The organism is Thalassotalea coralli, from assembly GCF_055786205.1.
This window is the reverse complement of record NZ_JBVVBK010000011.1, coordinates 1-21,041: the sequence shown is the minus strand read 5'-3', so window position 1 is coordinate 21,041 and position 21,041 is coordinate 1. Positions and strand designations below refer to the sequence as shown.

Annotated in this window: 23 protein-coding genes; 11 read left to right on the top strand and 12 right to left on the bottom strand. The window is 40.3% G+C overall.

Annotated elements, in window-relative coordinates:
- From ACOB80_RS20165 to ACOB80_RS20130, 8 genes are all read right to left on the bottom strand, one after another.
- Positions 1-621 carry a trimeric intracellular cation channel family protein gene (locus ACOB80_RS20165; RefSeq protein ID WP_473167681.1) on the bottom strand — a complete coding sequence of 207 codons (621 nt, stop codon included), beginning with the start codon at positions 619-621 and terminating at the stop codon, positions 1-3.
- Positions 622-627: 6 nt separating this feature from the next.
- Positions 628-1,026 (bottom strand): rhodanese-like domain-containing protein, encoded by a 399-nt coding sequence (locus ACOB80_RS20160; protein WP_473167680.1) that lies wholly within the window; start codon positions 1,024-1,026, stop codon positions 628-630.
- Positions 1,027-1,055: 29 nt separating this feature from the next.
- Positions 1,056-2,012, bottom strand: coding sequence for a cobalamin biosynthesis protein CobD/CbiB (locus ACOB80_RS20155; protein WP_473167679.1), 957 nt, complete (start codon positions 2,010-2,012; stop codon positions 1,056-1,058).
- A gap of 22 nt (positions 2,013-2,034) precedes the next feature.
- The gene (mtnN, locus tag ACOB80_RS20150) at positions 2,035-2,745 is read right to left on the bottom strand and encodes a 5'-methylthioadenosine/S-adenosylhomocysteine nucleosidase (protein ID WP_473167678.1); all 711 of its coding nucleotides are present in this window, start codon (positions 2,743-2,745) and stop codon (positions 2,035-2,037) included.
- Positions 2,746-2,809: 64 nt separating this feature from the next.
- Positions 2,810-3,496, bottom strand: a complete 687-nt coding sequence (locus tag ACOB80_RS20145; RefSeq protein WP_473167677.1) for a DUF3313 family protein — start codon at positions 3,494-3,496, stop codon at positions 2,810-2,812.
- A 116-nt stretch (positions 3,497-3,612) separates the two neighbouring features.
- Positions 3,613-4,254, bottom strand: coding sequence for a DUF2726 domain-containing protein (locus tag ACOB80_RS20140; RefSeq protein ID WP_473167676.1), 642 nt, complete (start codon positions 4,252-4,254; stop codon positions 3,613-3,615).
- Positions 4,255-4,357: 103 nt separating this feature from the next.
- Positions 4,358-5,122 carry a sulfite exporter TauE/SafE family protein gene (locus tag ACOB80_RS20135; RefSeq protein ID WP_473167675.1) on the bottom strand — a complete coding sequence of 255 codons (765 nt, stop codon included), beginning with the start codon at positions 5,120-5,122 and terminating at the stop codon, positions 4,358-4,360.
- Between the two features lie 37 nt (positions 5,123-5,159).
- Positions 5,160-5,456 carry an ArsR/SmtB family transcription factor gene (locus tag ACOB80_RS20130; protein ID WP_473167674.1) on the bottom strand — a complete coding sequence of 99 codons (297 nt, stop codon included), beginning with the start codon at positions 5,454-5,456 and terminating at the stop codon, positions 5,160-5,162.
- Positions 5,457-5,592: 136 nt separating this feature from the next.
- Here ACOB80_RS20130 and ACOB80_RS20125 point away from each other — a divergent pair, with 136 nt between their 5' ends.
- From ACOB80_RS20125 to ACOB80_RS20110, 4 genes are read left to right on the top strand one after another with little or no spacing between them, the layout of a single operon-like run.
- A complete protein-coding gene (locus ACOB80_RS20125) occupies positions 5,593-6,459 on the top strand; it encodes an MBL fold metallo-hydrolase (RefSeq protein WP_473167673.1) in 867 nt (288 codons plus the stop codon).
- 15 nt (positions 6,460-6,474) lie between these two features.
- Positions 6,475-6,900 carry a YeeE/YedE family protein gene (locus ACOB80_RS20120; RefSeq protein ID WP_473167672.1) on the top strand — a complete coding sequence of 142 codons (426 nt, stop codon included), beginning with the start codon at positions 6,475-6,477 and terminating at the stop codon, positions 6,898-6,900.
- 9 nt (positions 6,901-6,909) lie between these two features.
- A complete protein-coding gene (locus ACOB80_RS20115; protein ID WP_473167671.1) occupies positions 6,910-7,332 on the top strand; it encodes a DUF6691 family protein in 423 nt (140 codons plus the stop codon).
- Positions 7,333-7,345: 13 nt separating this feature from the next.
- Entirely contained in the window at positions 7,346-7,795 is a 450-nt protein-coding gene (locus ACOB80_RS20110) for a protein tyrosine phosphatase family protein (RefSeq protein WP_473167670.1), read from the top strand.
- A 67-nt stretch (positions 7,796-7,862) separates the two neighbouring features.
- Here ACOB80_RS20110 and ACOB80_RS20105 read toward each other — a convergent pair whose 3' ends face one another.
- Together ACOB80_RS20105 and ACOB80_RS20100 are read right to left on the bottom strand one after the other, a co-directional pair.
- The gene (locus tag ACOB80_RS20105) at positions 7,863-8,492 is read right to left on the bottom strand and encodes a dUTP diphosphatase (RefSeq protein ID WP_473167669.1); all 630 of its coding nucleotides are present in this window, start codon (positions 8,490-8,492) and stop codon (positions 7,863-7,865) included.
- An 88-nt stretch (positions 8,493-8,580) separates the two neighbouring features.
- Positions 8,581-9,597, bottom strand: a complete 1,017-nt coding sequence (locus ACOB80_RS20100; protein ID WP_473167668.1) for a GlxA family transcriptional regulator — start codon at positions 9,595-9,597, stop codon at positions 8,581-8,583.
- Between the two features lie 103 nt (positions 9,598-9,700).
- Here ACOB80_RS20100 and ACOB80_RS20095 point away from each other — a divergent pair, with 103 nt between their 5' ends.
- Positions 9,701-11,602, top strand: coding sequence for a beta-ketoacyl synthase (locus ACOB80_RS20095; RefSeq protein WP_473167667.1), 1,902 nt, complete (start codon positions 9,701-9,703; stop codon positions 11,600-11,602).
- Positions 11,603-11,629: 27 nt separating this feature from the next.
- Here the strand turns inward: ACOB80_RS20095 and ACOB80_RS20090 are convergent, their stop codons facing one another.
- The gene (locus ACOB80_RS20090) at positions 11,630-12,640 is read right to left on the bottom strand and encodes a hypothetical protein (protein ID WP_473167666.1); all 1,011 of its coding nucleotides are present in this window, start codon (positions 12,638-12,640) and stop codon (positions 11,630-11,632) included.
- A gap of 154 nt (positions 12,641-12,794) precedes the next feature.
- Here ACOB80_RS20090 and ACOB80_RS20085 point away from each other — a divergent pair, with 154 nt between their 5' ends.
- The 3 genes from ACOB80_RS20085 (at position 12,795) to ACOB80_RS20075 (ending at position 16,143) form a co-directional block, all read left to right on the top strand.
- Positions 12,795-14,576, top strand: coding sequence for an acyl-CoA dehydrogenase C-terminal domain-containing protein (locus tag ACOB80_RS20085; RefSeq protein WP_473167665.1), 1,782 nt, complete (start codon positions 12,795-12,797; stop codon positions 14,574-14,576).
- Between the two features lie 114 nt (positions 14,577-14,690).
- Positions 14,691-15,266 (top strand): glutathione S-transferase family protein, encoded by a 576-nt coding sequence (locus ACOB80_RS20080; RefSeq protein WP_473167664.1) that lies wholly within the window; start codon positions 14,691-14,693, stop codon positions 15,264-15,266.
- A gap of 130 nt (positions 15,267-15,396) precedes the next feature.
- Complete coding sequence (locus ACOB80_RS20075; RefSeq protein ID WP_473167663.1) at positions 15,397-16,143, top strand: response regulator transcription factor; 747 nt, start codon at positions 15,397-15,399, stop codon at positions 16,141-16,143.
- A gap of 30 nt (positions 16,144-16,173) precedes the next feature.
- On the opposite strand, the gene ACOB80_RS20070 is transcribed toward ACOB80_RS20075, so the two are convergent.
- Positions 16,174-16,911 (bottom strand): hypothetical protein, encoded by a 738-nt coding sequence (locus ACOB80_RS20070; RefSeq protein WP_473167662.1) that lies wholly within the window; start codon positions 16,909-16,911, stop codon positions 16,174-16,176.
- Positions 16,912-17,120: 209 nt separating this feature from the next.
- Between ACOB80_RS20070 and ACOB80_RS20065 the strand changes: the two genes are divergently transcribed.
- From ACOB80_RS20065 to ACOB80_RS20055, 3 genes are all read left to right on the top strand, one after another.
- Positions 17,121-18,140, top strand: coding sequence for a phospholipase A (locus tag ACOB80_RS20065; protein ID WP_473167661.1), 1,020 nt, complete (start codon positions 17,121-17,123; stop codon positions 18,138-18,140).
- A 329-nt stretch (positions 18,141-18,469) separates the two neighbouring features.
- Positions 18,470-19,213 carry a Crp/Fnr family transcriptional regulator gene (locus tag ACOB80_RS20060; RefSeq protein WP_473167660.1) on the top strand — a complete coding sequence of 248 codons (744 nt, stop codon included), beginning with the start codon at positions 18,470-18,472 and terminating at the stop codon, positions 19,211-19,213.
- Between the two features lie 122 nt (positions 19,214-19,335).
- Entirely contained in the window at positions 19,336-20,907 is a 1,572-nt protein-coding gene (locus ACOB80_RS20055) for an ATP-binding response regulator (RefSeq protein ID WP_473167659.1), read from the top strand.
- The last annotated feature ends 134 nt before the right edge of the window (positions 20,908-21,041 follow it).

The following is a 21,041-nucleotide window of genomic DNA, read 5'->3' as shown; positions in this document are numbered from 1 at the left end:
TTATTCTTCGTCTTTAATCTGGAAGGCGGGTAAAGATACCCGCCAATATATCGCTGCGAGTCGCAAAGCCAGTGCACCTATAACTGCGCCAACAATTGCAAGATAATCGGTTATGCCAAACCACAATAATAAGACGTATAAGCTGCCACCTAACATGGCAGCTAAGGCATATATTTCTTGGCGCAATATCAGTGGAATAACATTACACAAAACATCACGTATCATACCCCCCGCCACGCCGGTAATAGTACCCATAACAATTGATACTGGGACAGGTGCGCCTAGATTGAGGGCTTTTTGTGCTCCGAGTACGGCAAACAAGGCCAGGCCAAATGCATCGGCGATTAATAAAAAGCGCTTAGGGATCCGTTTAGGCTGACGAATTAACAGAATAGTGAGTAGAGCTGTTATCATAATGATGTATAAATACAGGGGTTTTTCAACCCAAAATACTGGGGTATTTAGTACTACATCTCGAATGGTGCCACCGCCTATGGCTGTTACTGCTGCAAGCACGACGACACCAAAAGGATCTAATTGATATCTGCCTGCCATGAGTGCGCCTGATAAGGCAAAAACCACTATGCCAAAGATATCTAACCAGTATATAAGCTCTGTCATTTAAAGTTATTTTTCAAGAGGAAGATCTGCGGCTTTCCAGCCTAGATAGTCGCCTGACAAGTGTCCTATTCGAGAAAAATTTTCACCTTGTAATATCTTGATAGCTTTGGCTGCTCTAGCACCTGAACGGCAGTGCACAATAACTAAGGTATTTTTATATTTTGCTAGTTCGTCAATGCGTTCAAGAATTTGTTTATGGGGCAAGTTCACAGCACCTTTTATGTGGCCTTCGGCAAATTCTTTTTCAGAGCGAACGTCAAGAACGACGAACGGAGATGTCTTGGCGGCGTTGTTAAAGCTCATGACTTGGTTTTGAGAAACTTCTAATACGTTGCTTTGTTCTGCGATAGAGTAACTCGCGTTTAGTAGCAACAAGCAGCTCAGTAGGATTCTGGTTATTTTCATTATTATTTCCCTATTAAAAATGTGCGAGCTTAAAGTATAAACCCGATAACTAATGCTGACATTAACAAGCTGATAAAAAATATATTGATTAATCTAAGTTGGCTGGCAGCTTGCTGCAAATTTACTATCTGTGGCTGCTGGCCTTGCGGGTTAAATGAAGGCCTGCGCAGTTTAACTCCGTCGTATTTTGCCACCCCTCCAAGCTGGATGCCTGAAGCACAAGCAATGACATGAACAAGGTAATTATTATCAAAGCTAAAAAAATGAAAAAATGAAAGTTGATTCATTTTACTTATGACTCGACCTGTATTACTGATCACATACAATACGATGAACATCCGTGAAAACGGCCAGCTTAACAGTTTAACGACATAATTAGGGAATGCACCAAAGGCTGAGAATTTATGGCGCTTTACGTTCCACTGATAGTGGGCTTCTAATACCATACGCAAGGCGATGGCAAAAATAGGGCCAAACAACAGATAATATCCGGCAATGACGATGTGCTGTTGCACATGTTTAAGCCATACCGCTTCAATTGTTGCTTTCGACATCCCCAAGGTGGAGAGCTCACCTACTTCTCTTAAAGTGAATGGTTCTAGAATTTGACGTGCCTTTATTTTATTGCCTTGCTGCAAAGCATCGGCAGTCTCTTTGAGGGTCTTTCTTAAATTAAAAGGACCTAATGCAAAAAACAGTAACAAGAAATGCCAAATTTCTGGAACTTCGATAAAGCTCTCAAATAACCATAAAATAACAATGCAGGGCGCTAGCGTGATGATAAGGCCTACAAAACCAGCGATTTTTTGTTGGTATGCGCTATTTTCGGATTTATTTACTTTTTCCGCCAACTTAGCTAAGTAGAGCGAATAAATCGAAACCGTGGGAGCCGAGCTGAACTGGCTAGTAATCGCTTTTACAGTGATTACTAGCAATAAAATACACAAGTTGTGTATCAAAGGTGGTAAATGTTGAAGCTCTGTCATTACAACCTGAATTAGCGATTAACTAGCTAAGTTGAGCAACATCAACTTGGCTAATCATGTCTTCTACAAGTTTTGATGAATTAACTGCGGCTGTTTCCAGATAAGCTTCAAATGAAGTAGGAGATTCCTTGCCTGCTATATCAGATAAAGAGCGAATGACAACAAATGGAGTATTTAATAACTGGCAGGTATGTGCAATTGCGGCACCTTCCATTTCAACAGCAGCCATATTTGGGAAGTTATCTCTTGCTTTAGCAATATCATCTTCCTTAGTCATAAAGGTATCACCCGTGGTGATCTGGCCAATCATGGTGTGAATACCGTCAAGCTTCTTAGCGCTTTGTTCAGCAGTAGAAACTAAATGAGTATTTGGTGTGTAAGCGGCTGGGTTACCTGGAAGCTGACCAATTTCGTAACCAAAGGCTGTTACGTCTACATCGTGATATCTAACTTCATTGCTGATGACGATATCGCCAACAGATAGAGATTGATCAAAGCCGCCAGCTGAACCTGTGTTTACTACATAGCTTGGTGAAAATTCAGAAATTAAGAAAGCTGTTGCTAGTGCTGCAGCAACTTTACCAATACCTGATTGCACAATAACAACCTCTTTGCCGTTAAGTTTACCTTGATAGTAGGTAAAACCAGACTTTTCAGAGGTTGTAAGATCTGATAGTTTTTCTTTTAAGATGGCTACTTCTGGCTCCATCGCGCCAATTACACCAGCGATCATAGGTTTTATTTCCGATAAAATTTTTGCGAATTATAAACGCTTCCGAGCTAAATGTCTTTTAACTCTATGATTGAGATTCACTCGTTTTTCTTAAGCTATCGAATAAGTTATCAATCCAACCATTAACGATGGTTTTAAGTGCGTCAATGTTTTGTACTTTATCTGGAACGTATTGCTCGTCAGTTTCCTTATTAACGATCACAGCCATTTTTGATTGTCCGGAATTTTGGTCAATAAACTCAGCTTCAATTCCCGCACGGGCAATAATCGACTTTTGGTCTGTTGCTGCTAAATAAGCCGATTCACCAACATTTTTTACAATGCGGAAAGGCAGCGCGTCTAATGCGCTAAGCTCAGGAGAAAACTCTTCGATATTGGTGATTGCGATGCGAATAAGTAATGAATCTTTTGTGCCAGGGCGGACAATGTCAAATTGATCACCTGCGCGTAATTTTATTTGTTCTTCAAAGTATTCGGTCAGTCTTTCTTGCTTTGATTTGTCTTTGATAGCCAGTGGCTTATTCGTATCTAACCACAGTTCAATTGGGGCAATGGCAATGTATTTGTAGTTGCGAAGCTCGTCAATCTTAAAGCCTTGTTTGGCGCGAATCCACGCATTGTCGCGATCTGGAATGGGGCGAAATAATGTGTAATCTTTTAAAAAGCCTGAGGTTGAATCAGGTTTTTGTAATCGATTGCTGCAACCTATCAGTACGATAAGTGCTATTAAAACCAACACCGTGTTTTTCATTATTATTTCCTCCATTTTCAATAAAAAATGTTACCCAAAGTGAGTAACATTTTTAGTATAGACTAGCTTTATTAACCAGATTGTTACAGCTTGTAATTTACCACAGGGGTTTGAAATTAGTGGGGTAAAGCTGGCACACTTTGGTTGGCTAATTGCGGAGTTTGAGCAGCTGCTGCTTGCGCTGTTAGCACACCCGCTGGAGCTCTGTTAGCGCGTGCTTTTACCATAGGTGCAGGAATAACTTTTCCTTTCATTTTTGGCTCTGGCATTTTATTCGCAAACAATCTGTTTTGAATACAGTGCTTAATTTCTTCCACTGAATAAGTCGCCTTAACTTTAATGCGTACGTGTGGAATACCTGCTGCTTCTAGTGCACCGCCGACAAACCAATCTCTTTTGACTTTGTATCCTTTACCTTGTGTATCCACCAAATCAATGGCGCCCATTAAACGCATAGTGTCACGTTCACAAATAACAAAATCTAAATATTTGCTATCGGCATTTTTGACAGCAGTTTGTGCTGCTCGTTGTGATACGCCACCACGAATACTGACAATATCTGATAATTTGACGCGATTGATAACGCGGTATTTTGAGCCAACAGCTTGCTCAACCAAATTCTGAAAATTCTTTTCTGCGCCTGTAAATACAGTCGCTTTTTTATCGAATGGAAATGGGAAACTGTTGTCATTTAAGCGATTAGCAAGTAAAGCTACAATAACGATTAAACTGATCATGGCAAACAGGATAAATTCCATAAGGGACTCCAGTATTCAAAAAATTGACGTAAAACTTTTTGAATATAACAAAGCAGATATTATGCCAACTGATCTTTAGATCTGAGGATCGCTATTTTGATCGTTAAAGTATTTTGTCTATGTTTTGCCAAATAATGAAGGCTGCCATGGGCACTAAGAAGTAGGCAAAGCCTTTTTTCAAATGTTGTTGAGATATTTTATTAGCGATTTTACTGCCGGTAAAACTGCCGATAGCACCAAGTAACGTGACTAAAATGATAACCTGCCAGTTAAGCTCAATATTTTCTTTGGCAAGTACATCTAGGTATTTATAAAAGCCTGTCGCTGACTTTAAGAATATAATGACTAAACTCGTGCCTACTGCTGAAAGCATAGGTAAGCCAGCCATTAATACCAAAGCAGGAACAATGAGAAAACCACCGCCGACACCGACAAAGCCGGTAAGAACGCCAACGATGAGTCCATCTATAATTATTTTGCTATTACCACGGTTTTGTTCAGATGTTTGCTGTTTGCTTTTGCGTAACATGAAAAAAGAAGCCAATAACATAACAACAGCAAAGGTAATGAGCTGAACTGCGGGTTCTACAAATTGAGAGAGATATGCGCCTGCATAGGTTCCAGCCATTCCTGGTAAGCCAAATAACCAAATACAGCGCCAGTTGACCTGTTTCTTTACAATATAGGGAATAGCGCCTGATAGCGCTATAAGGCCAACAATTGCAAGGGAGCTGGCGATGGCAAGGCGTTCTGGTTGATCAAACAAGTACAGTAAAACAGGTACAGTTAAAATGGAGCCTCCTGAGCCAAGCAAGCCCAAACTAACACCAATTAAAATTGCACCTAACCAACCAAAAATAGATACCACCTAACATGTCTCCTAAGAATTTAGATTCAAACCTGTTTTACTTGGGGCAAAACAAATCGTGCAATGTCTGGATGATTTTAACGACATCTTGATTTGCCACTTGATAGTATATGGTTTGTGATTCTCTTCTTGTTGTCACAACTTCTTCCTTTCTTAATACCGCTAAATGTTGAGACAAAGCTGATTGACTCAATGGAATGTGATCATTTAATTCACTCACCGACATTTCTTGATTCATTAACGTACATAGGATCATCAAGCGATTTTCATTCGACATCAGTTTCAGTAAACCTGCGGTATGCTTTGCACTTGCAATTAACTCTGCGGTGTCCATTAGCGAGAATCTCAATAACTATAAAAACTGTATTATTTATATCAGCAAACTCTAAATAAGTAAATTCTAAATTAGCATTGACTAATATAATGTCTAGTTCTAGACTAGAAGAGAATGTTATGTTTGGAGAGTTTTCATGCAACCAGAGGTGAAGTCCTTTTTTGATCCTGCCACATTTACTTTTACTTATGTGGTTTACGACGAGCAGTCAAAAAACGCCGTTGTTATTGATCCTGTTATGGATTTTGATCAGCCATCGGGTCAGATTGATTACCGATCTGCCAATCTTGTGCTTGAGTATATCAAGAGCAATGGGTTAGCTGTTAAATGGGTGTTGGAAACTCATGCCCATGCAGACCATCTAACCGCCGCACAATACATTAAAGAAAAAACAGGCGCTGATGTCGCCATTGGTGCCGGTATTGCCAAAGTTCAAACGACATTTAAAGACGTCTTTAACCTACCAGAAAGTTTCAAAACTGACGGTTCGCAATTTGATCGCTGTTTCACTGATGGCGAGCAATTTTCCGTTGGTAAGATGAATATCACTGTGTTGGAAACGCCAGGTCATACGAATGATAGCGTGACTTATTTAATTGGTGACGCAGCCTTTATTGGGGACACTATGTTCCACCCTGAAGTTGGAACAGCACGATGTGACTTTCCGGGTGGCGATGCATCAATGCTTTATTCTTCTATTCAACGCATTCTTTCTTTGCCAGAAAATACGCGCTTGTTCTTATGTCATGACTACCCAAGTGGCGATAGAGAGCCAGTATGTCAGGTTTCTATAGCGGAACAACGACAACAAAATATTCACGTGCATGACGGTAATAGCGAGCAAGATTTTATTTCTTTTAGAACATCACGCGATGCTCAACTAGCTGTACCTAAGCTGCTTTATCCTTCTGTCCAGATAAATGTAGACGCGGGTCACATTCCTGAGCCTGAGGCTAATGGAAAGTCGTATATGAAAGCGCCCATTGTTTTACCAAAAGCTTAGTTGAGGAGTAACTAAATGAACGATTTTTTTCCTTTCACCTCCGCTTTAGTTGGCGGATTGCTCATCGGTAGCTCAGCGCTTTTGTTGATGTTAGCTATTGGTCGAATTGCCGGTATTAGCGGCATTTTAGGACAAGCTTTATCAAAAACAGGTGCTAGTGATAGCTGGCGATGGGTATTTTTAGTTGGCTTATTGCTAGGCGCATTCATCTATCAAGCAACGATTGGCTTTGACTTACCTTTTAGAGACGCTCCGGCAACTTGGCTATTGGTTATTGGTGGCTTCTTAGTTGGTTTTGGTACCTATTTAGGAAGCGGTTGTACAAGTGGCCACGGTGTCTGCGGCATTGGTCGATTTTCAAAACGTTCAATTATCGCCACTTGCATCTTTATGTTTGCGGCCATTGTTACTGTTTTTCTTGTTAGACACGTATTTTCATAGGAGCCATCGATGAAACTAATACTTGTATTGATTTCAGGGGTTTTATTTGGCTTAGGCCTTTCTGTGTCTGCCATGATAAACCCGACAGTTGTTTTAAACTTTTTGGATTTTCTAGGAAACTGGGATCCTGCTCTTATGTTCGTAATGGGCGGCGCTTTATTGGTCACGACGATAGGTTACCCGATCGTTTTTAAGAAAAAGTCACCTTTATTTACGGGCAAATTTTCTTTGCCAGAAAAAACTGATGTCGATAAGAAACTTGTCCTTGGTGCCAGTATCTTTGGTATCGGCTGGGGCTTAGTAGGTTACTGCCCAGGCCCTGCACTGGCTGGGTTGGTATTACTACAGCAAGAAACTTTTATTTTTGTGGCGGCTATGGTTGTCGGTATTAAAGTCGCACAAGTGATGACAAATAAGTCAAAAGCAAGCTAGGTAGGATCGCATCATGAACGTAGAACAAATTACTCAACAGTTAGACATGATTAATACCTTAGTGCCGAACGAGAAGCTAATTGTTGGTGGCCAACCTAGCGAAAATGATTTAGCTATATTAAAAGATTTAGGTATTAAGCATATTGTTAATTTAAGGCCTGAAACAGAAGCAATAAATTATGATGAACCATGTTTGGTGAAAGAATTAGGCATGGAATATCACCTAATTCCTTTAACGGATATTGCCAGCTACTCTAAAACTGCTGCTGAGCAGTACCAATCTATCGTCAACTTGGGGCAACCTATTTTAGTCCACTGTGCCAGTGGCAATAGAGTGGGGGCGTTAGTGGCACTTGCCGATTACTGGTTAAACGATATCGACAATTCAGTAGCCTTAGCACATGGACTACAAGCAGGTTTAACGAAATTGGAAGCGGATGTTAGGCACGTATTGCAGTGCTAAACTGGTTTTCGTAAAAGAAAAAAGAGGCTATTAAGCCTCTTTTTTTGTGGTGTAAAAGACCAAATTTTTAAGCAGGGTATTTATCTTTAAGTGCGTTGTATACGGCTTTTTGGAAGTCTGCATCGCTTGGATCTAGTTGTGTCACCACTTCAGCTAGTACTTCGTTGTCTTCTGCACCGTTCCAAATTTTTATGTAGCTACCATCTTTGTAGCCGTGGTCTTGGCGGAAGAAGTTTAACGTGTTTTTACCCACGTACTGACGGAAAAGCTCGGTTAAATCCATGTCCATTAAACGCATGCAATCAGCGAATGCTTGCGCGTTAAACGCCTTATTGCTAACTGCACTTGAGGCTAATTCTTCTAACGCAATTTTAAAGTCTGCTTGATCGCTTTTATGGGTTAATTCATTCGCTAACTCGTCAGCGATAGCTTCGGCAGAAGCACCTGTCATTAAACGTAAGCTTAAGCCAAAATGGAAAATATCGACTAACTCTAACTGTACTTGAGCAACATCAACTTCTTGATGCTTCCACCATTTCCAACCATAGTGATCTAACATTTCTGCACACTCTACCCAAATAGCACGGTACCACTCGTAACCGTTCTCTCGCCATGTGTCGCTGACACGTGTGTTCATGGCATCTTGAAGTTGTAACATTTGGCTCAGTTGTGATTGAGCTAGTGCGTTATCGCTCATAGTGTTCCTAATTGGTCATTCTTAATTGGCTATAGTGTGCCATGAGCTAAAGATAATGACTACGCAAAATTTGCCTTGTTAATTAAAACTACTGAGCGCTGAACAACTTTTTCTTAGCGACAATTCGATAGTCTTTCGGGGTAATGTTAAGTTCTTTTTTAAATAAACGAGTAAAGTGACTCTGATCTTGATAGCCAACATGGTAAGCCACTTCTTGTATCGATAAATTGCTGGAAGATAACAACTCTTTAGCCGCTTCGAGTCTTAGTTGTTGCCAGTATTGCATGGCATTGATGCCATTTGCGGCTTTAAACCTTCGGGTAAACGTTCGCTGACTAATGCCAAATTGTGCCGCTAAATCAGCTAAAGAAATATCTGTTTTTAAGTTGGTTTGCATCCAAAACTGAATTTGACTGATAAGCTCATCACTATGTCTATCTGCAGCACCTTCTAAATAACGCTGCTCTTCGTATGGTCGCCTAATTTCATGTGAAAAATTACGCTCAACCGTTTGAGCGGCAAACTTTCCGTAAATTTGGTCTATCAGATGAACAACAATATCAGCTAGTGCATTTAAGCTGGCGGCGCAGTAAACCCGTTCTGATTGGGTAATAAAGAAGTCGGGCTTCAATGCGATGTTTGGGTAATCGCGTTGAAATTGCGCGACATAATGCCAATGGGTAGTTGCTGGTCTACCATCGAGGACTCCAGCCTCAGCCATAAAACAAACACCTGTGCCACCACCAATTAATGTACTGCCTGTTTGCCATTGAGATTTTAACCATTGGATCAATTTGGGATGCTTTCTCAGCAATGGCCTAGGGTTACGCCACAAACTTGGAATGACGATAAAGTCAGGATCTTGGGCGTTATCTACATCAACATCTGGTAGTAAGCGAATTAATGCCCGAGTGGCGACAGGTTTACGTTGCTCGGCCACCATTTGAATAGATAATCGAGGGGCATTTGGATTTTCACGAATACCAGCCGCTTCACCTGCGCGCAACATTTCAACAGGTAGACTGACACTAGTTGCCAACATATGGTCGTATAACACTAAGGCGATACTGACTTTAGGGATTGAATTCGTGCTACTTTGCTTCATTTGGCCATAATGGCACAGTATATGGCTAAATTGAACAATTAATTTATCAACAAAGTTTTTACACTGTGTTCAATTAGTTTGCATCTTAATAGAGATAAATCGTATGACATCGTTACCTGTTATTGTTGGCATGGGTGGTATTAACGCCGCAGGTCGAACTTCATTTCATCAAGGCTTTCGCCGAATTGTATTAGAAAAATTAAACGCAGAAGCGCGCCAAGAAACCTTTGTTGGCTTAGCAACTTTAATGCAGCTAGTGAAGTTTGAAGATGGTAAGTATGTAGACCAAGACAACAATGAAGTCGCTCGTGGTGATATTGAACAACGTTTTGGTGAACAAATCCTAGCGGGTACCTTGATTCGTAAAATTGAGAAAGAGCACTTTGATCCCGATGCAACGGCGTGGCAGCAAAAAGTTACTTTTGAGACAAAAGAGGACTCAGTTGTATTTACCGCAAGAAAGCGCGATTTGCCTCAACCTTTGCCAAGAACTTGGCAACTAACAGACATTGACGAGAAAACGGTCGAAGTTAAAATCGAAGGGACTTTAGAGGTTAAACACGACTCAACTCGTGACAACCCAATTAAAGCGGCGGGCCAATTTCCAACAGGCTTTAACCCTGCAACCCTATACAATAGTCGTTATCAACCTCGCGGCTTGCAAGCAACAATTTTTGGCGCTGCTGATGCGATTCATTCGACAGGGTTTAGCTGGCAAACATTGGCTGACAAAGTAAACCCAGATCAAATTGGGACCTATTCTGCTTCTGTATTTGGTCAAATGCAATCAGAAGGGTTGGGCGGCATGATGCAAAACCGTTTAAAAGGGGATCGCGTAACCACTAAAAACCTTGCTTTAGGTTTAAACACTATGTCGACAGATTTTATCAATGCTTATGTCACAGGTAGTGTTGGTACTACTTTTACATCTACGGGCGCTTGTGCAACTTTCTTATATAACTTAAAAGCAGCGGTTAATGATATTCAGTCAGGTCGTATTCGTTTAGCGATTGTTGGCAGTAACGATTGTTCGGTAACGCCTGAAGTTATCGAAGGTTTCGGTAACATGAGTGCTTTGGCAAATGAAGAAGGGCTTAAAAAGTTAGACGGTATTACCGAAGGTGAAGCTAATCATCGTCGTACAAGCCGTCCATTTGGTGATAACTGTGGTTTTACTATCGGTGAAGCAGCGCAGTTCCTAGTGTTGATGGACGACAGTTTAGCGATGGAAATGGGCGCTAATGTATTAGGCTCTATTGCTGATGTTTACACCAATGCTGATGGCATCAAGAAATCGATTACCGCTCCAGGCCCTGGTAACTATGTCACTATGGCTAAATCTGTATCGTTAGCGGTAAGCATTTTGGGTGAAGAAGCCGTTCAAAAGCGCAGTTTTATTTTGGCGCACGGCTCAAGTACGCCACAAAACAGAGTAACAGAGTCACTTATTTATCACCGTATTGCTGAGTCATTTGATATTACTAGCTGGCCAGTAGCCGCGCCTAAAGCATATGTAGGCCATACAATTGGTCCTGCTAGTGGTGACCAAGTAGCTTGGGCATTAGGCGTGTTTTCTCATAACATCATGCCCGGTATAACGACTATCGATAAAGTTGCTGATGATGTTTATGCCGAGCGTTTAAATATCGCTACTGACCATTGGGTTTGTGACGATATGGACGTGGCATTTATTAACTCGAAAGGCTTTGGTGGTAACAATGCTACAGCAACGCTGTTGTCGCCGAAAGTGACATTGTCGATGATGGCGAAAAGACATGGTGATGATGCTCATGCGCAATACCAAGAAAAACTTTCTGGTGTGCAACAAGCGCAACATGCTTATCAAGAAAAAGCCGACAATGGTGAATTTGAGTTAATTTATCGATTTGGCAACGGCGTGTTAACTGATGATGATATTGAATTGAGCACTGATGCTATTGGAATGTCAGGCCAAGCGAAAACTATTCCGTTACCTAAAGAAAATCCTTTTGCCGACATGGTGTAAAGGCCCATTTCTTTGTTGAGTAAACAGTTATTCGGAAGGCGTATCGCCTTCCGTTTCGTTATTTTCAGCATGAAATAAATTGAGAGAATAATAGCCACTGTTAATGGCTATGCTCGATTCTTCATCAATAGTACCTATTTCTAACAGAGCAGGCCCAGTAGGCTCTGCTAACACATAAAATACACCATTGTGTTCAATGTACTCATCTCCCGCTTTTGGCATTAATTCAACACCTATCAAGGCATGACCTTCGATAAATACCATCGCCATTTTTATTCGCGGCATCAGCATTCGCAATAAAGAGGCGGTTAGGGTGACTTTACTGTCGCAATCTCCTTGGTTTTCCCATAGCAATTTTGTTGGCGGGTTAAAGCCTGCACCGGAGGAAGTTAGCCTAGATTCAAGCGTGGAATAAGGAATATTCTGAACAAACCCTAAGACAAAGTTAGTGACTCGCCGAATATTTTTTATCGACGCTTTTTCGATAATCGTGTCTTTAAGCAGTTTAAAGTCATCGACTGATTCCATGGCGATACGAGGGTGATCTGGTTTTACCGCAATGTCATTATCTGGTGTAACAAATTCGTGATAATAAATTTTATCTAAGTAACTCTTTTTAAATTCCTGCCCTAAGTTTTGTAGCTTTTGTTCGGTTTCTTGGATCAGTTTGTTGTCTTTACCTCTGATCTTTGCGGAAATTTGCCCTTGTTCGGGGTTATCTAACACCACATAAACGCCAGGCGTAGGATTTGTGACAACATAGCGGCGTAAAGCATTATTGACGAATTCTTGTGCTATCCTGGGATGATATTCACCAAAATTTCTATACCTATCAAATAATTGTTCGTTGGATAAGGTAAAAGATAAACGTTGTGTTTGTTGTTTAACATCACGCCACACATAGCTAAACTGATAGCCGTCATCTATACGTTTTTTGGTGAAAGATACCTGTTTAGCATTAGTGCTGGAAACAACAGATACACTCAATAAACTTAATATAATCAAAGCTTTCTTTGTTACTTTTTTGAGTAATATCATCGTACCTACTTCTGCATTTTTTCTCTTACCTTTTCACTTTAGGCAAGTAAGCAGGCAAGAACAAGTAAATTGTCTATCCTTACTTTACATTTTCAGTAATTTGTATATATTCAAACATATGTTTGAAATGATTGTTTAAATTCAGGGTGACCTTATGGCTGAGTATCAAGCGCCGTTAAAAGATATGAATTATTTGTTATGGGATGTGTTTCAAGTTGATAAAACGTGGCAGACCTTGCCAGGTCTGGCTGAGCACGTAGACAAAGAAACTTCTCAAGCAATTCTGTCTGAGTGTGCAAAAATCTCAGAGCAGGTATTGGCACCATTAACGCGTGAAGGCGATGAAATAGGTGTTAGCTTTGACGATGGTAAAGTTACAACAGCTCCAGGTTATAAAGAAGCGTTCAACACCTATGTTGAAGGTGGATGGACAGCGCTTGGCGGCGATGTTAACTACGGTGGTATGGGGATGCCAAAAGCTATTACTTCGTTACACGAAGAAATGCTTTGTTCTGCTGATATTTCTTTCTCTCTGTACCCAGGTTTAACCGCTGGTGCCGCTTTATCTTTAGCTAAACACGCCAGTGAAGAATTAAAAGAGCGCTATTTGACTCGCATGTACTCAGGTGAGTGGACAGCAACTATGTGTTTAACTGAGTCTCACGCTGGCACCGACTTAGGTATGATCCGCACAAAAGCGATTCCACAAGAAGATGGCAGTTATCGAATTACTGGTAATAAAATTTTTATTACTGCCGGTGAACATGATTTAGCAGAAAACATTGTTCACTTAGTTTTGGCTAAGTTACCCGATGCGCCAGCCGGTCCTCGTGGAATTTCTTTATTCTTAGTACCGAAATATAAAGTGAATGACGATGAGTCGGTAGGCGAGTTTAACCATGTATCTTGTGGTGCTATCGAACATAAAATGGGAATCCATGCATCAGCAACTTGTGTGATGAATTTTGATGATGCAGAAGGTTATCTGGTAGGTGAGCTGAACAAAGGTTTAGCTTGCATGTTTACCATGATGAACTTTGAGCGTATTGGCGTTGGTATTCAAGGTCTAGGAGCAAGTGTTCGCTCTTATCAAGCGGCATTAGAATATGCGAAAGATCGCATTCAAAGCCGTTCTCTAACAGGCACAAAATCACCTGATAAAGCTGCTGACTCCATTATGGTGCATGGTGATGTTCGTCGTATGTTGTTAAACATGAAAGCACTAAATGAAGGTTCTCGTGCGCTTTCGATGTACATTGCTAACCAATTAGATATTGCGACCTATGGTGAAGGCGAAGCTCAAGCAACAGCTGATCAACTGGTAGCACTGATGACTCCTATTGCCAAAGCGTTCTTTACTGACATGGGCTTTGATAATACGGTAGCAGGTCAGCAAATATTCGGTGGTCATGGCTTTATTCGTGAATGGGGCCAAGAACAACTTGTTCGTGACGCGCGTATTGCTCAAATTTATGAAGGCACTAACGGTATCCAGGCTATGGATTTGTTGGCACGTAAAGTTGCAGGCAGTAAAGGTGAGCTAATTAAACCGTTTTTGACGGATGTCGCTGCATTTATTGCACAAGAGCAGGGTGAAGACATGGCAGAATTTATTCAGCCACTACAAGCTGCGGTAAACGACTTACAACAAATTACAGAGTTTGTGCTGACACAAGCGCAACAAGATACTGAAATTTTAGGTACAGCCGCTAATGACTACTTACATGTATTTGGTTACGTGGCGATGGCTTATGTATGGGCGAAAATGGTTCGTGTGTCGAAAGATAATATGGATCAAGACAATGATTTCCATCAAAGTAAAATAGTGACTGCAAAATACTACTTTGCCCGCCTATTGCCGCGTACTCAATCGCTAATTCTGGCGATTAAAGCGGGTTCTGCTCCTATGTTTGATATAGCAGACGAATTGTTTTAAACCACTATCTAAAATAAGGGCGTATTACTGATAAAATATTAATACGCCAGTATTCCAATTACATGATTGGCATTATACTCTGGCCTACTTTCAACTATTTGTATTGTAGGCCACATGATGAAATTATTAGGTTCGACGACTTCACCATTTGTTAGACGACTGCGCGTTTATTTAGAGAACAAAGATTATCAATTCGTAAATCTTGATATCTTTGCTGACGAAGATCGAAAGTTACTCACCGAAAACAACCCTGCTAAGAAAGTTCCCGCCTTATTGGACAACGATAAATGTATCTATGACTCACGGGTAATTTTTCGCTATTTAGCTGACAAATATCAAGATCCAGCACTTAGTTGGGATCAAGAAAACCTATTGACGTTAATCGATTCAGTGAATGATTCATTGGTTTCTATGCTGATTTTGAGTCGCAGCGACGTTGATACCATGCAAGACGCACTGTTCTTTAATTTACAGCGTGAACGTGTCGATACGGTTCTTGCTGTACTCGATGAAGAAGTAGCAAAAGGTGCTTTTGCCGAGTGGCATTACCCGTCGGTTTGCTTGTGGTGTTTGCTGGACTGGGCAACATTTAGAGAACTGGCTAAATGGCAACATCTACCTAACTTATATCAATTTTTTCAGCAAAATAGTTCTAGAAGTGTTCTTAAGGAGACAGATCCAAGAGTTTAAATCGTTAGAATACAATGCGCTAGGAATGTGGTGATTACAATTCGTTACGCGCGTGCAGCAATCAATAACACAAGCGGGTCAGCAAGTTCACTATAATCTTTACAATATTGTATAAGTCGTAGGAGGCATTATGTTTGACTCTGCAAAGGCAACCGATGGTGTCGCAAAAGTTAGAAGTGTGTTGTTAATTGAAGATGATCGCATGGTTTCTATGTTGATTAAGTCGACATTAGAGAAAGAAGGTCTCAATGTTCATCAATGCTACCGTGGCGATACAGCACAACAAGAAGTCGGCAAAGTTCAACCTGATTTAGTGGTCTTAGATCTAGGGCTACCAGGACTTGACGGTTTTCAAGTATGTCACTTAGTTCGAGAAGTTTATTCAGGGCCTCTACTTATTTTGACGGCCCATGAACGTGAAGAAGAGCAAGTGACTGCGCTAAATTTAGGTGCCGACGATTATCTTATTAAGCCAGTTTCACCGGCCATATTAAAAGCACGCATTCACGCTTTGTTTAGACGACAGCCTGTTCAAAATAGTTTAGATGCGCCAAGTGTTTTTCGCGTTGGTGATGTAGAGCTTAATCCCCAAGCAAACTCTTGTACGGTTCAAGGTGCTGGTGTTAAGTTGAGTTCTTTTGAGTTCCAACTGTTAGCATTATTATTACGTAATGCTGGACGAGTGATGACACGAGATACTATCTACAATGTGCTGCTCGGCAGAGAATACAATGGTTCGGAAAGAACCGTCGATGTACGTATTTCTCGATTAAGAGATAAGTTATTGTCACGTGGCATGTCAGAGACATTAATTGAAACCGTATGGGGAAAAGGGTACATACTTAAAGAAAAAGACTTCAACCAGCGAACAGCATAATCGTCGCTAACGGTAGTCTAAAGGTGCTCTCTAAAAGGAAAACGTTGCGCCAACACTGGCTTTAGCGTCATCTTCACCGGGCAATGCGGGATTTAAATCATGGTCAAAGGAGTTTGCTCTGATCGAGCCATGAATAGTCCAAGCATTGCCAAGTGTATAGGTGGTAATCAATCCTAACGATTTTTGACTAACGAATGAATTGTATTGCTGATGTTGATTAAGCGTTATAGCTGGGACACCATCCAATTGCGTTGCATCAAATCTTGCCATAATAGAGACATGAAAATGTTCTCTCTCATACAATAAAAAATTACTTTGCAAATAGAAGTTTTGCCCGAGGTTTAATTCACTCTGATCTTGGTATACACCCGTTTCGGCACTAAACCAGCCTAATTGATACAATGCGTTCATACCTTGAACGTCATGATTAATGGCTTTTTGTTCATCAAGGCTAATATCGCTGGACATGGCTAAACTATCATTATCGATGTTGCTTACCCCGTGAATACTAATTTTACCTGCTTGTCCGTCGATGGCTACCAGTTGTTTTTGTGCAAGAGGTTTTTTATTGAACTGTTGTTGCAGCTCTGACTGATTAACTTGCATTAATATGTCTGCACTTTTGTAAGATGTTTTCGGGATAGATATTGCAGACAATCCCCAATCTTCTATTAAAGAATCTTGTTGATTAGCCGATTTATCTATTTGTGTTTGAGCAAGAGAGCTCGCACTAAAGGCAAGCAATACAAGCCACATCCCCTGTTTCATAGACCACCTAACAATTTATTCGTATATATAAATTTGAAGTGAGTGATAGTGTTTATTTTAACTATAGTCAAACAACAGCAAGTTAGGTAACAATTTAAACATTAATTTTGAAAAGCTTAATTAAAAAGTAAAACAATTGAGCTATTATTGTTAATTAGCTATTTGTTTTATAAAAATTTATTAATAAAAATAAGAGGCGAGAGAAATTTATGCTCCGACTATCCATGGTACTTCTACTAGGTGCATTCTCTACTACAGTATTTGCAGAAAGCGTCATTACTGACTTTGATCATTGTTTGTTAAGTTCTTTAAAAAAGTCGTCTGCTGAAAAAACCGTAGAAGAAATTAAAAAGGAATGTTTGATCAAAACTGAAAAAAACAAAATTGAAGAAGAAGAGGAAGTATTGCCACGCAATTTAGGTGTATTGTCTCGTAGAATCATCTCTGAGCGATTATCAGAGCAGGATCCTCATGTAATTACGCCGCATAAAATGAATTATATTTTGCCTTACATTGGCACCGATGAAATTAATACAACTGCTTATGAAGTATTTCCGACATGGCCGGAAAACTTAGATGACGCAGAAGCAAAATTTCAATTAAGTATTAAGGTACCCCTGTTATATCAAGACTTGTTCACCAGAGGTGACGGTTTGTATTTTGGCTTCACCTTAAATTCTTGGTGGCAAATTTACTCTAAAAACATTTCCAAACCATTTAGGGAAACCAACTATCAACCAGAAGTGTTTTATATAACACCTCTAAAATGGCAGCCATTTGAAGGAAACACTGGCTTGGTGGTAGGTTTAGAGCATCAATCCAACGGTCGCGGTAATGTATTGTCGAGAAGTTGGAACCGAGCGTATGTTAATTTTCTTTTTGAAAAAGACAACTTTGCCCTGTCATTTCGTCCATGGTATCGCTTACCTGAAGAAGAAAAAACAGACCCTCTCGACTCAGCTGGTGATGATAACCCAGATATCCTCGATTATATGGGCCATTTTGAATTAGCGATGGCGTACAAGTGGGATTCGTATGAGGCCTTTATTAAAGGTCGTGAAAACTTCTCGACACATAAAGGGTTTTTAGAGCTTGGTTTTACTTTTCCTGTTTGGGGACGCCTACGTGGTTATGTGCAATATACCAACGGCTACGGTGAAAGCTTAATCGACTACAATCATAACCAACAACGAATAGGTATTGGTTTTGCGTTAACTGACGTACTTTAAGTATTATTACCCCTCATTGATAAAAGAGTCGTTGATGACTCTTTTATCATCTCATCCTTACTCTTCAGTACTAGCCTCTCAGCAATCAGTTAGGTACACCGTAAAGTTTAGGTAATGCTACCTTATTTGTTGTATCTATTCTCAATCTGCATAATTTTTTTGCTGTAAAACACGATAAATATTTACACCTGATGCAAAAAGAGCAACAGGAATCGGGTGTTAAAGGGTTCAGCATCTATAATTAATTTAAAGCTCTCATGGCTTTAAGAAAAATGTAGAAAACTTTTCAATGGCAAATAACCTCAATTTTGACCAAGGAAGCGCGGAAAATGCCTAGTTTTAACTATGAACAGTATGTGTTGTGGCCATGTGAGCTAAGCAACCAAACACAAGATGCTTTGTTATCGATTGCGAAAATAACGAAGGGACTCAAACACGTTGGTTTTCCTCCTTATGCATCAAAGCTTCAAGGAGCGTGCTTTTTACTAAAAGGCATAGCTTATATGGCCATGCTAAATAGAGATAAAAAATCTTCTCAGGCAGTTATTGTCGGCCAAGGTGACTGGTTAGGTGCTATTAGTATCGACATCTTTGATACAACGTGGATAACACATGAAGAATTGATTGAAGTTGAGTTGGTATTCTTTCCGAGAGAAGGGTTGCAAAAGTTATGTAAACACTATCCTGAAGTGTATCGTTTTCTTTTTGCAATTACGTATGACTTTTCTCCTAGGTGGGCAAATGCGTTGGCGTATTCAAGATGTGAAAAGGAAGAAAAAGTACTATTTATTTTGGCTTGGTTGAGCCAGTACGTTATGCCACAAGGAAGTGACAATGTTGCTGCACTATGCGTATCTCAAAGTCAGATTGCAACTATGGCTAGTTTATCTCGGTCACGTGTAAATGAAGTATTACAAGATTTGAAATCTCGCGATCTAATTGATCTTAGTCGTGAGCACATGTATTTTTTAAACAAAGATAAGTTAATACACCTAGCGAAAAGTGTTGGTTTCATGCCGATAGAGCAGGTATTTAATGCAAACTTTCGGAGCAGCTGGCAAACAAGCGCATAACGGTTCGTTTTCTCGCCAAACGCTATTTATATTGAACATATCTTTTTCTTGCTTTACAAGTAATAAAGATATTTTGTTTTAGATATTCTACTCTTTAATTGAAACATTATTGAGGTTGGTTGATGCAACAGTTTTCACAAAAACAAAAATACACTGGAAAATCTGCCTTGTTGGTAGAGCCGACAGACAATCTGAGAAAGGCTCAGGCAAAAATATTACGAGAATTAGGGGTGAAAACCATTCTCCACGCCACTAAGGTTGTGGATGCTAAACGCATACTGGAAAAATCAACGCCAGATGTTATTGTCTCGGAATGGGATTTAGAGGACGGAGAAGGCCTGACGCTATTATCTTGGTGTCGAGAGCGAGATGAAACCGCGCAGCTACCTTTTATCATTTGTGCTTCGGTAGTTGAACAATCAACGGTTTTGCAAGCGCTGCAAGCCGGTGTCTCAGAATTTATTGCTAAACCGTTTAGCCGCGCTATTTTTGAAAAACACGTCGACAAGGCCATCAACCAACCGCTTAATTCCCGATTTGAGCAGCAGGTCTCGAGCGAACCAGGTTTAGGTCTTCATCAATTGAGTATCGCTCAATATTCTCAACGCGGAAGCAAACCTAAAAAGAAAGAATTTACTATATTGGTGGTAGACGATAACCCCATTAACATCGATTTTGCCGCACAAACAATAAAAGGCATGGGAAAAGTAAGGTTTGCCACTAGTGGCGCCAAAGCGTTAGAGATTTGCGAAGACTTCTCACCTGATTTAGTGCTGTTGGATATAATGATGCCGGAAATGGATGGTTATCAAGTATTCCAAGCCTTGCAAGATAACCCGTTAACTGAATCTATTCCTGTTATATTCCTTACTGCGAAATCTGAGGATGAGGAAATAGCAAAAGGCCTTCAAATGGGCGCGGTCGATTATATTACTAAGCCCTTTAATCCGAAAATACTTCAAGCTCGTGTAGCTAATCAAAAAAGAAGTATCGAAGTACAAAATGCATTACAAGATCAAGTAGAAGGCTATATCGAAAACTATGCGTTGAAAGCAGACTTAGAAAGACTGCTATTTGATCATATGCAAGTTCCCTTGAAAACGCTTGATGAAATATCTGAACACCTTCATGATTCCGCACAAGTTAGAGAAAGTTTTGCTTTATACAAAGTGAAAACGACTATCGAGCGATTAGTTGAATCACTTAGTGGTATGGTTAAACTCGAAGACAGAGACTTTCAGCCAAATGTGTCACCAGTTGATTTAAACCTAGTATTAAAGCTAGTGACTGGAAACCACGAAAAAGAACGCGACGATAAAAATCTGTCGGTAAACCTAGATACTAAAGATCAGGCCATTGTTTTAGGTGACGATATTTTACTCTATACCCTGTTTAGCAATTTGTATTTAAATGCGATAGAAGCAGCACCTAAAAGTAGCCAAATTCGGGTGGTTCACAAAATGCAGGGCGATATTAACATCCTTACTTTTGCCAATGACGGGGCTGTTCCAACCACTATTCAAGATCGCTTCTTTGACAAGTATGTTACTCATGGCAAAGTCAACGGCACAGGGCTGGGCACATACACTGCCAAGTTAATTGCTGAGGGTTTAGGCGGGGGAATTAAATTGGATGCGCGCGAAAAAGAGACGAGAATCCATGTGGCACTGAAAGGCGCTGCTAGGGCGTGTTGATCTTTCGAGGCTATTTTTGCAGCAATTTATCATGTTTTTATACAAGACAGAGCTTATGCCGTGTGGTTATTCCACATAAATAAGCGATAACGCAGTAGAAAGGCATGATAAATGCTGTCCTTTGGATTCGTTTA

Bases quoted from the DNA above. Each gene is read 5' to 3' on its own strand.
- ACOB80_RS20130 (WP_473167674.1), bottom strand. From the start codon at position 5,456: ATGGACACCGCAGAGTTAATTGCAAGTGCAAAGCATACCGCAGGTTTA.
- mtnN (WP_473167678.1), bottom strand. From the start codon at position 2,745: ATGATCGCTGGTGTAATTGGCGCGATGGAGCCAGAAGTAGCCATCTTA.
- ACOB80_RS20085 (WP_473167665.1), top strand. From the start codon at position 12,795: ATGGCTGAGTATCAAGCGCCGTTAAAAGATATGAATTATTTGTTATGG.
- ACOB80_RS20075 (WP_473167663.1), top strand. From the start codon at position 15,397: ATGTTTGACTCTGCAAAGGCAACCGATGGTGTCGCAAAAGTTAGAAGT.
- ACOB80_RS20165 (WP_473167681.1), bottom strand. From the start codon at position 621: ATGACAGAGCTTATATACTGGTTAGATATCTTTGGCATAGTGGTTTTT.
- ACOB80_RS20145 (WP_473167677.1), bottom strand. From the start codon at position 3,496: ATGAAAAACACGGTGTTGGTTTTAATAGCACTTATCGTACTGATAGGT.
- ACOB80_RS20060 (WP_473167660.1), top strand. From the start codon at position 18,470: ATGCCTAGTTTTAACTATGAACAGTATGTGTTGTGGCCATGTGAGCTA.
- ACOB80_RS20120 (WP_473167672.1), top strand. From the start codon at position 6,475: ATGAACGATTTTTTTCCTTTCACCTCCGCTTTAGTTGGCGGATTGCTC.
- ACOB80_RS20090 (WP_473167666.1), bottom strand. From the start codon at position 12,640: ATGATATTACTCAAAAAAGTAACAAAGAAAGCTTTGATTATATTAAGT.
- ACOB80_RS20100 (WP_473167668.1), bottom strand. From the start codon at position 9,597: ATGAAGCAAAGTAGCACGAATTCAATCCCTAAAGTCAGTATCGCCTTA.
- ACOB80_RS20095 (WP_473167667.1), top strand. From the start codon at position 9,701: ATGACATCGTTACCTGTTATTGTTGGCATGGGTGGTATTAACGCCGCA.
- ACOB80_RS20160 (WP_473167680.1), bottom strand. From the start codon at position 1,026: ATGAAAATAACCAGAATCCTACTGAGCTGCTTGTTGCTACTAAACGCG.
- ACOB80_RS20155 (WP_473167679.1), bottom strand. From the start codon at position 2,012: ATGACAGAGCTTCAACATTTACCACCTTTGATACACAACTTGTGTATT.
- ACOB80_RS20140 (WP_473167676.1), bottom strand. From the start codon at position 4,254: ATGGAATTTATCCTGTTTGCCATGATCAGTTTAATCGTTATTGTAGCT.
- ACOB80_RS20125 (WP_473167673.1), top strand. From the start codon at position 5,593: ATGCAACCAGAGGTGAAGTCCTTTTTTGATCCTGCCACATTTACTTTT.
- ACOB80_RS20115 (WP_473167671.1), top strand. From the start codon at position 6,910: ATGAAACTAATACTTGTATTGATTTCAGGGGTTTTATTTGGCTTAGGC.
- ACOB80_RS20110 (WP_473167670.1), top strand. From the start codon at position 7,346: ATGAACGTAGAACAAATTACTCAACAGTTAGACATGATTAATACCTTA.
- ACOB80_RS20065 (WP_473167661.1), top strand. From the start codon at position 17,121: ATGCTCCGACTATCCATGGTACTTCTACTAGGTGCATTCTCTACTACA.
- ACOB80_RS20070 (WP_473167662.1), bottom strand. From the start codon at position 16,911: ATGAAACAGGGGATGTGGCTTGTATTGCTTGCCTTTAGTGCGAGCTCT.
- ACOB80_RS20080 (WP_473167664.1), top strand. From the start codon at position 14,691: ATGATGAAATTATTAGGTTCGACGACTTCACCATTTGTTAGACGACTG.
- ACOB80_RS20105 (WP_473167669.1), bottom strand. From the start codon at position 8,492: ATGAGCGATAACGCACTAGCTCAATCACAACTGAGCCAAATGTTACAA.
- ACOB80_RS20055 (WP_473167659.1), top strand. From the start codon at position 19,336: ATGCAACAGTTTTCACAAAAACAAAAATACACTGGAAAATCTGCCTTG.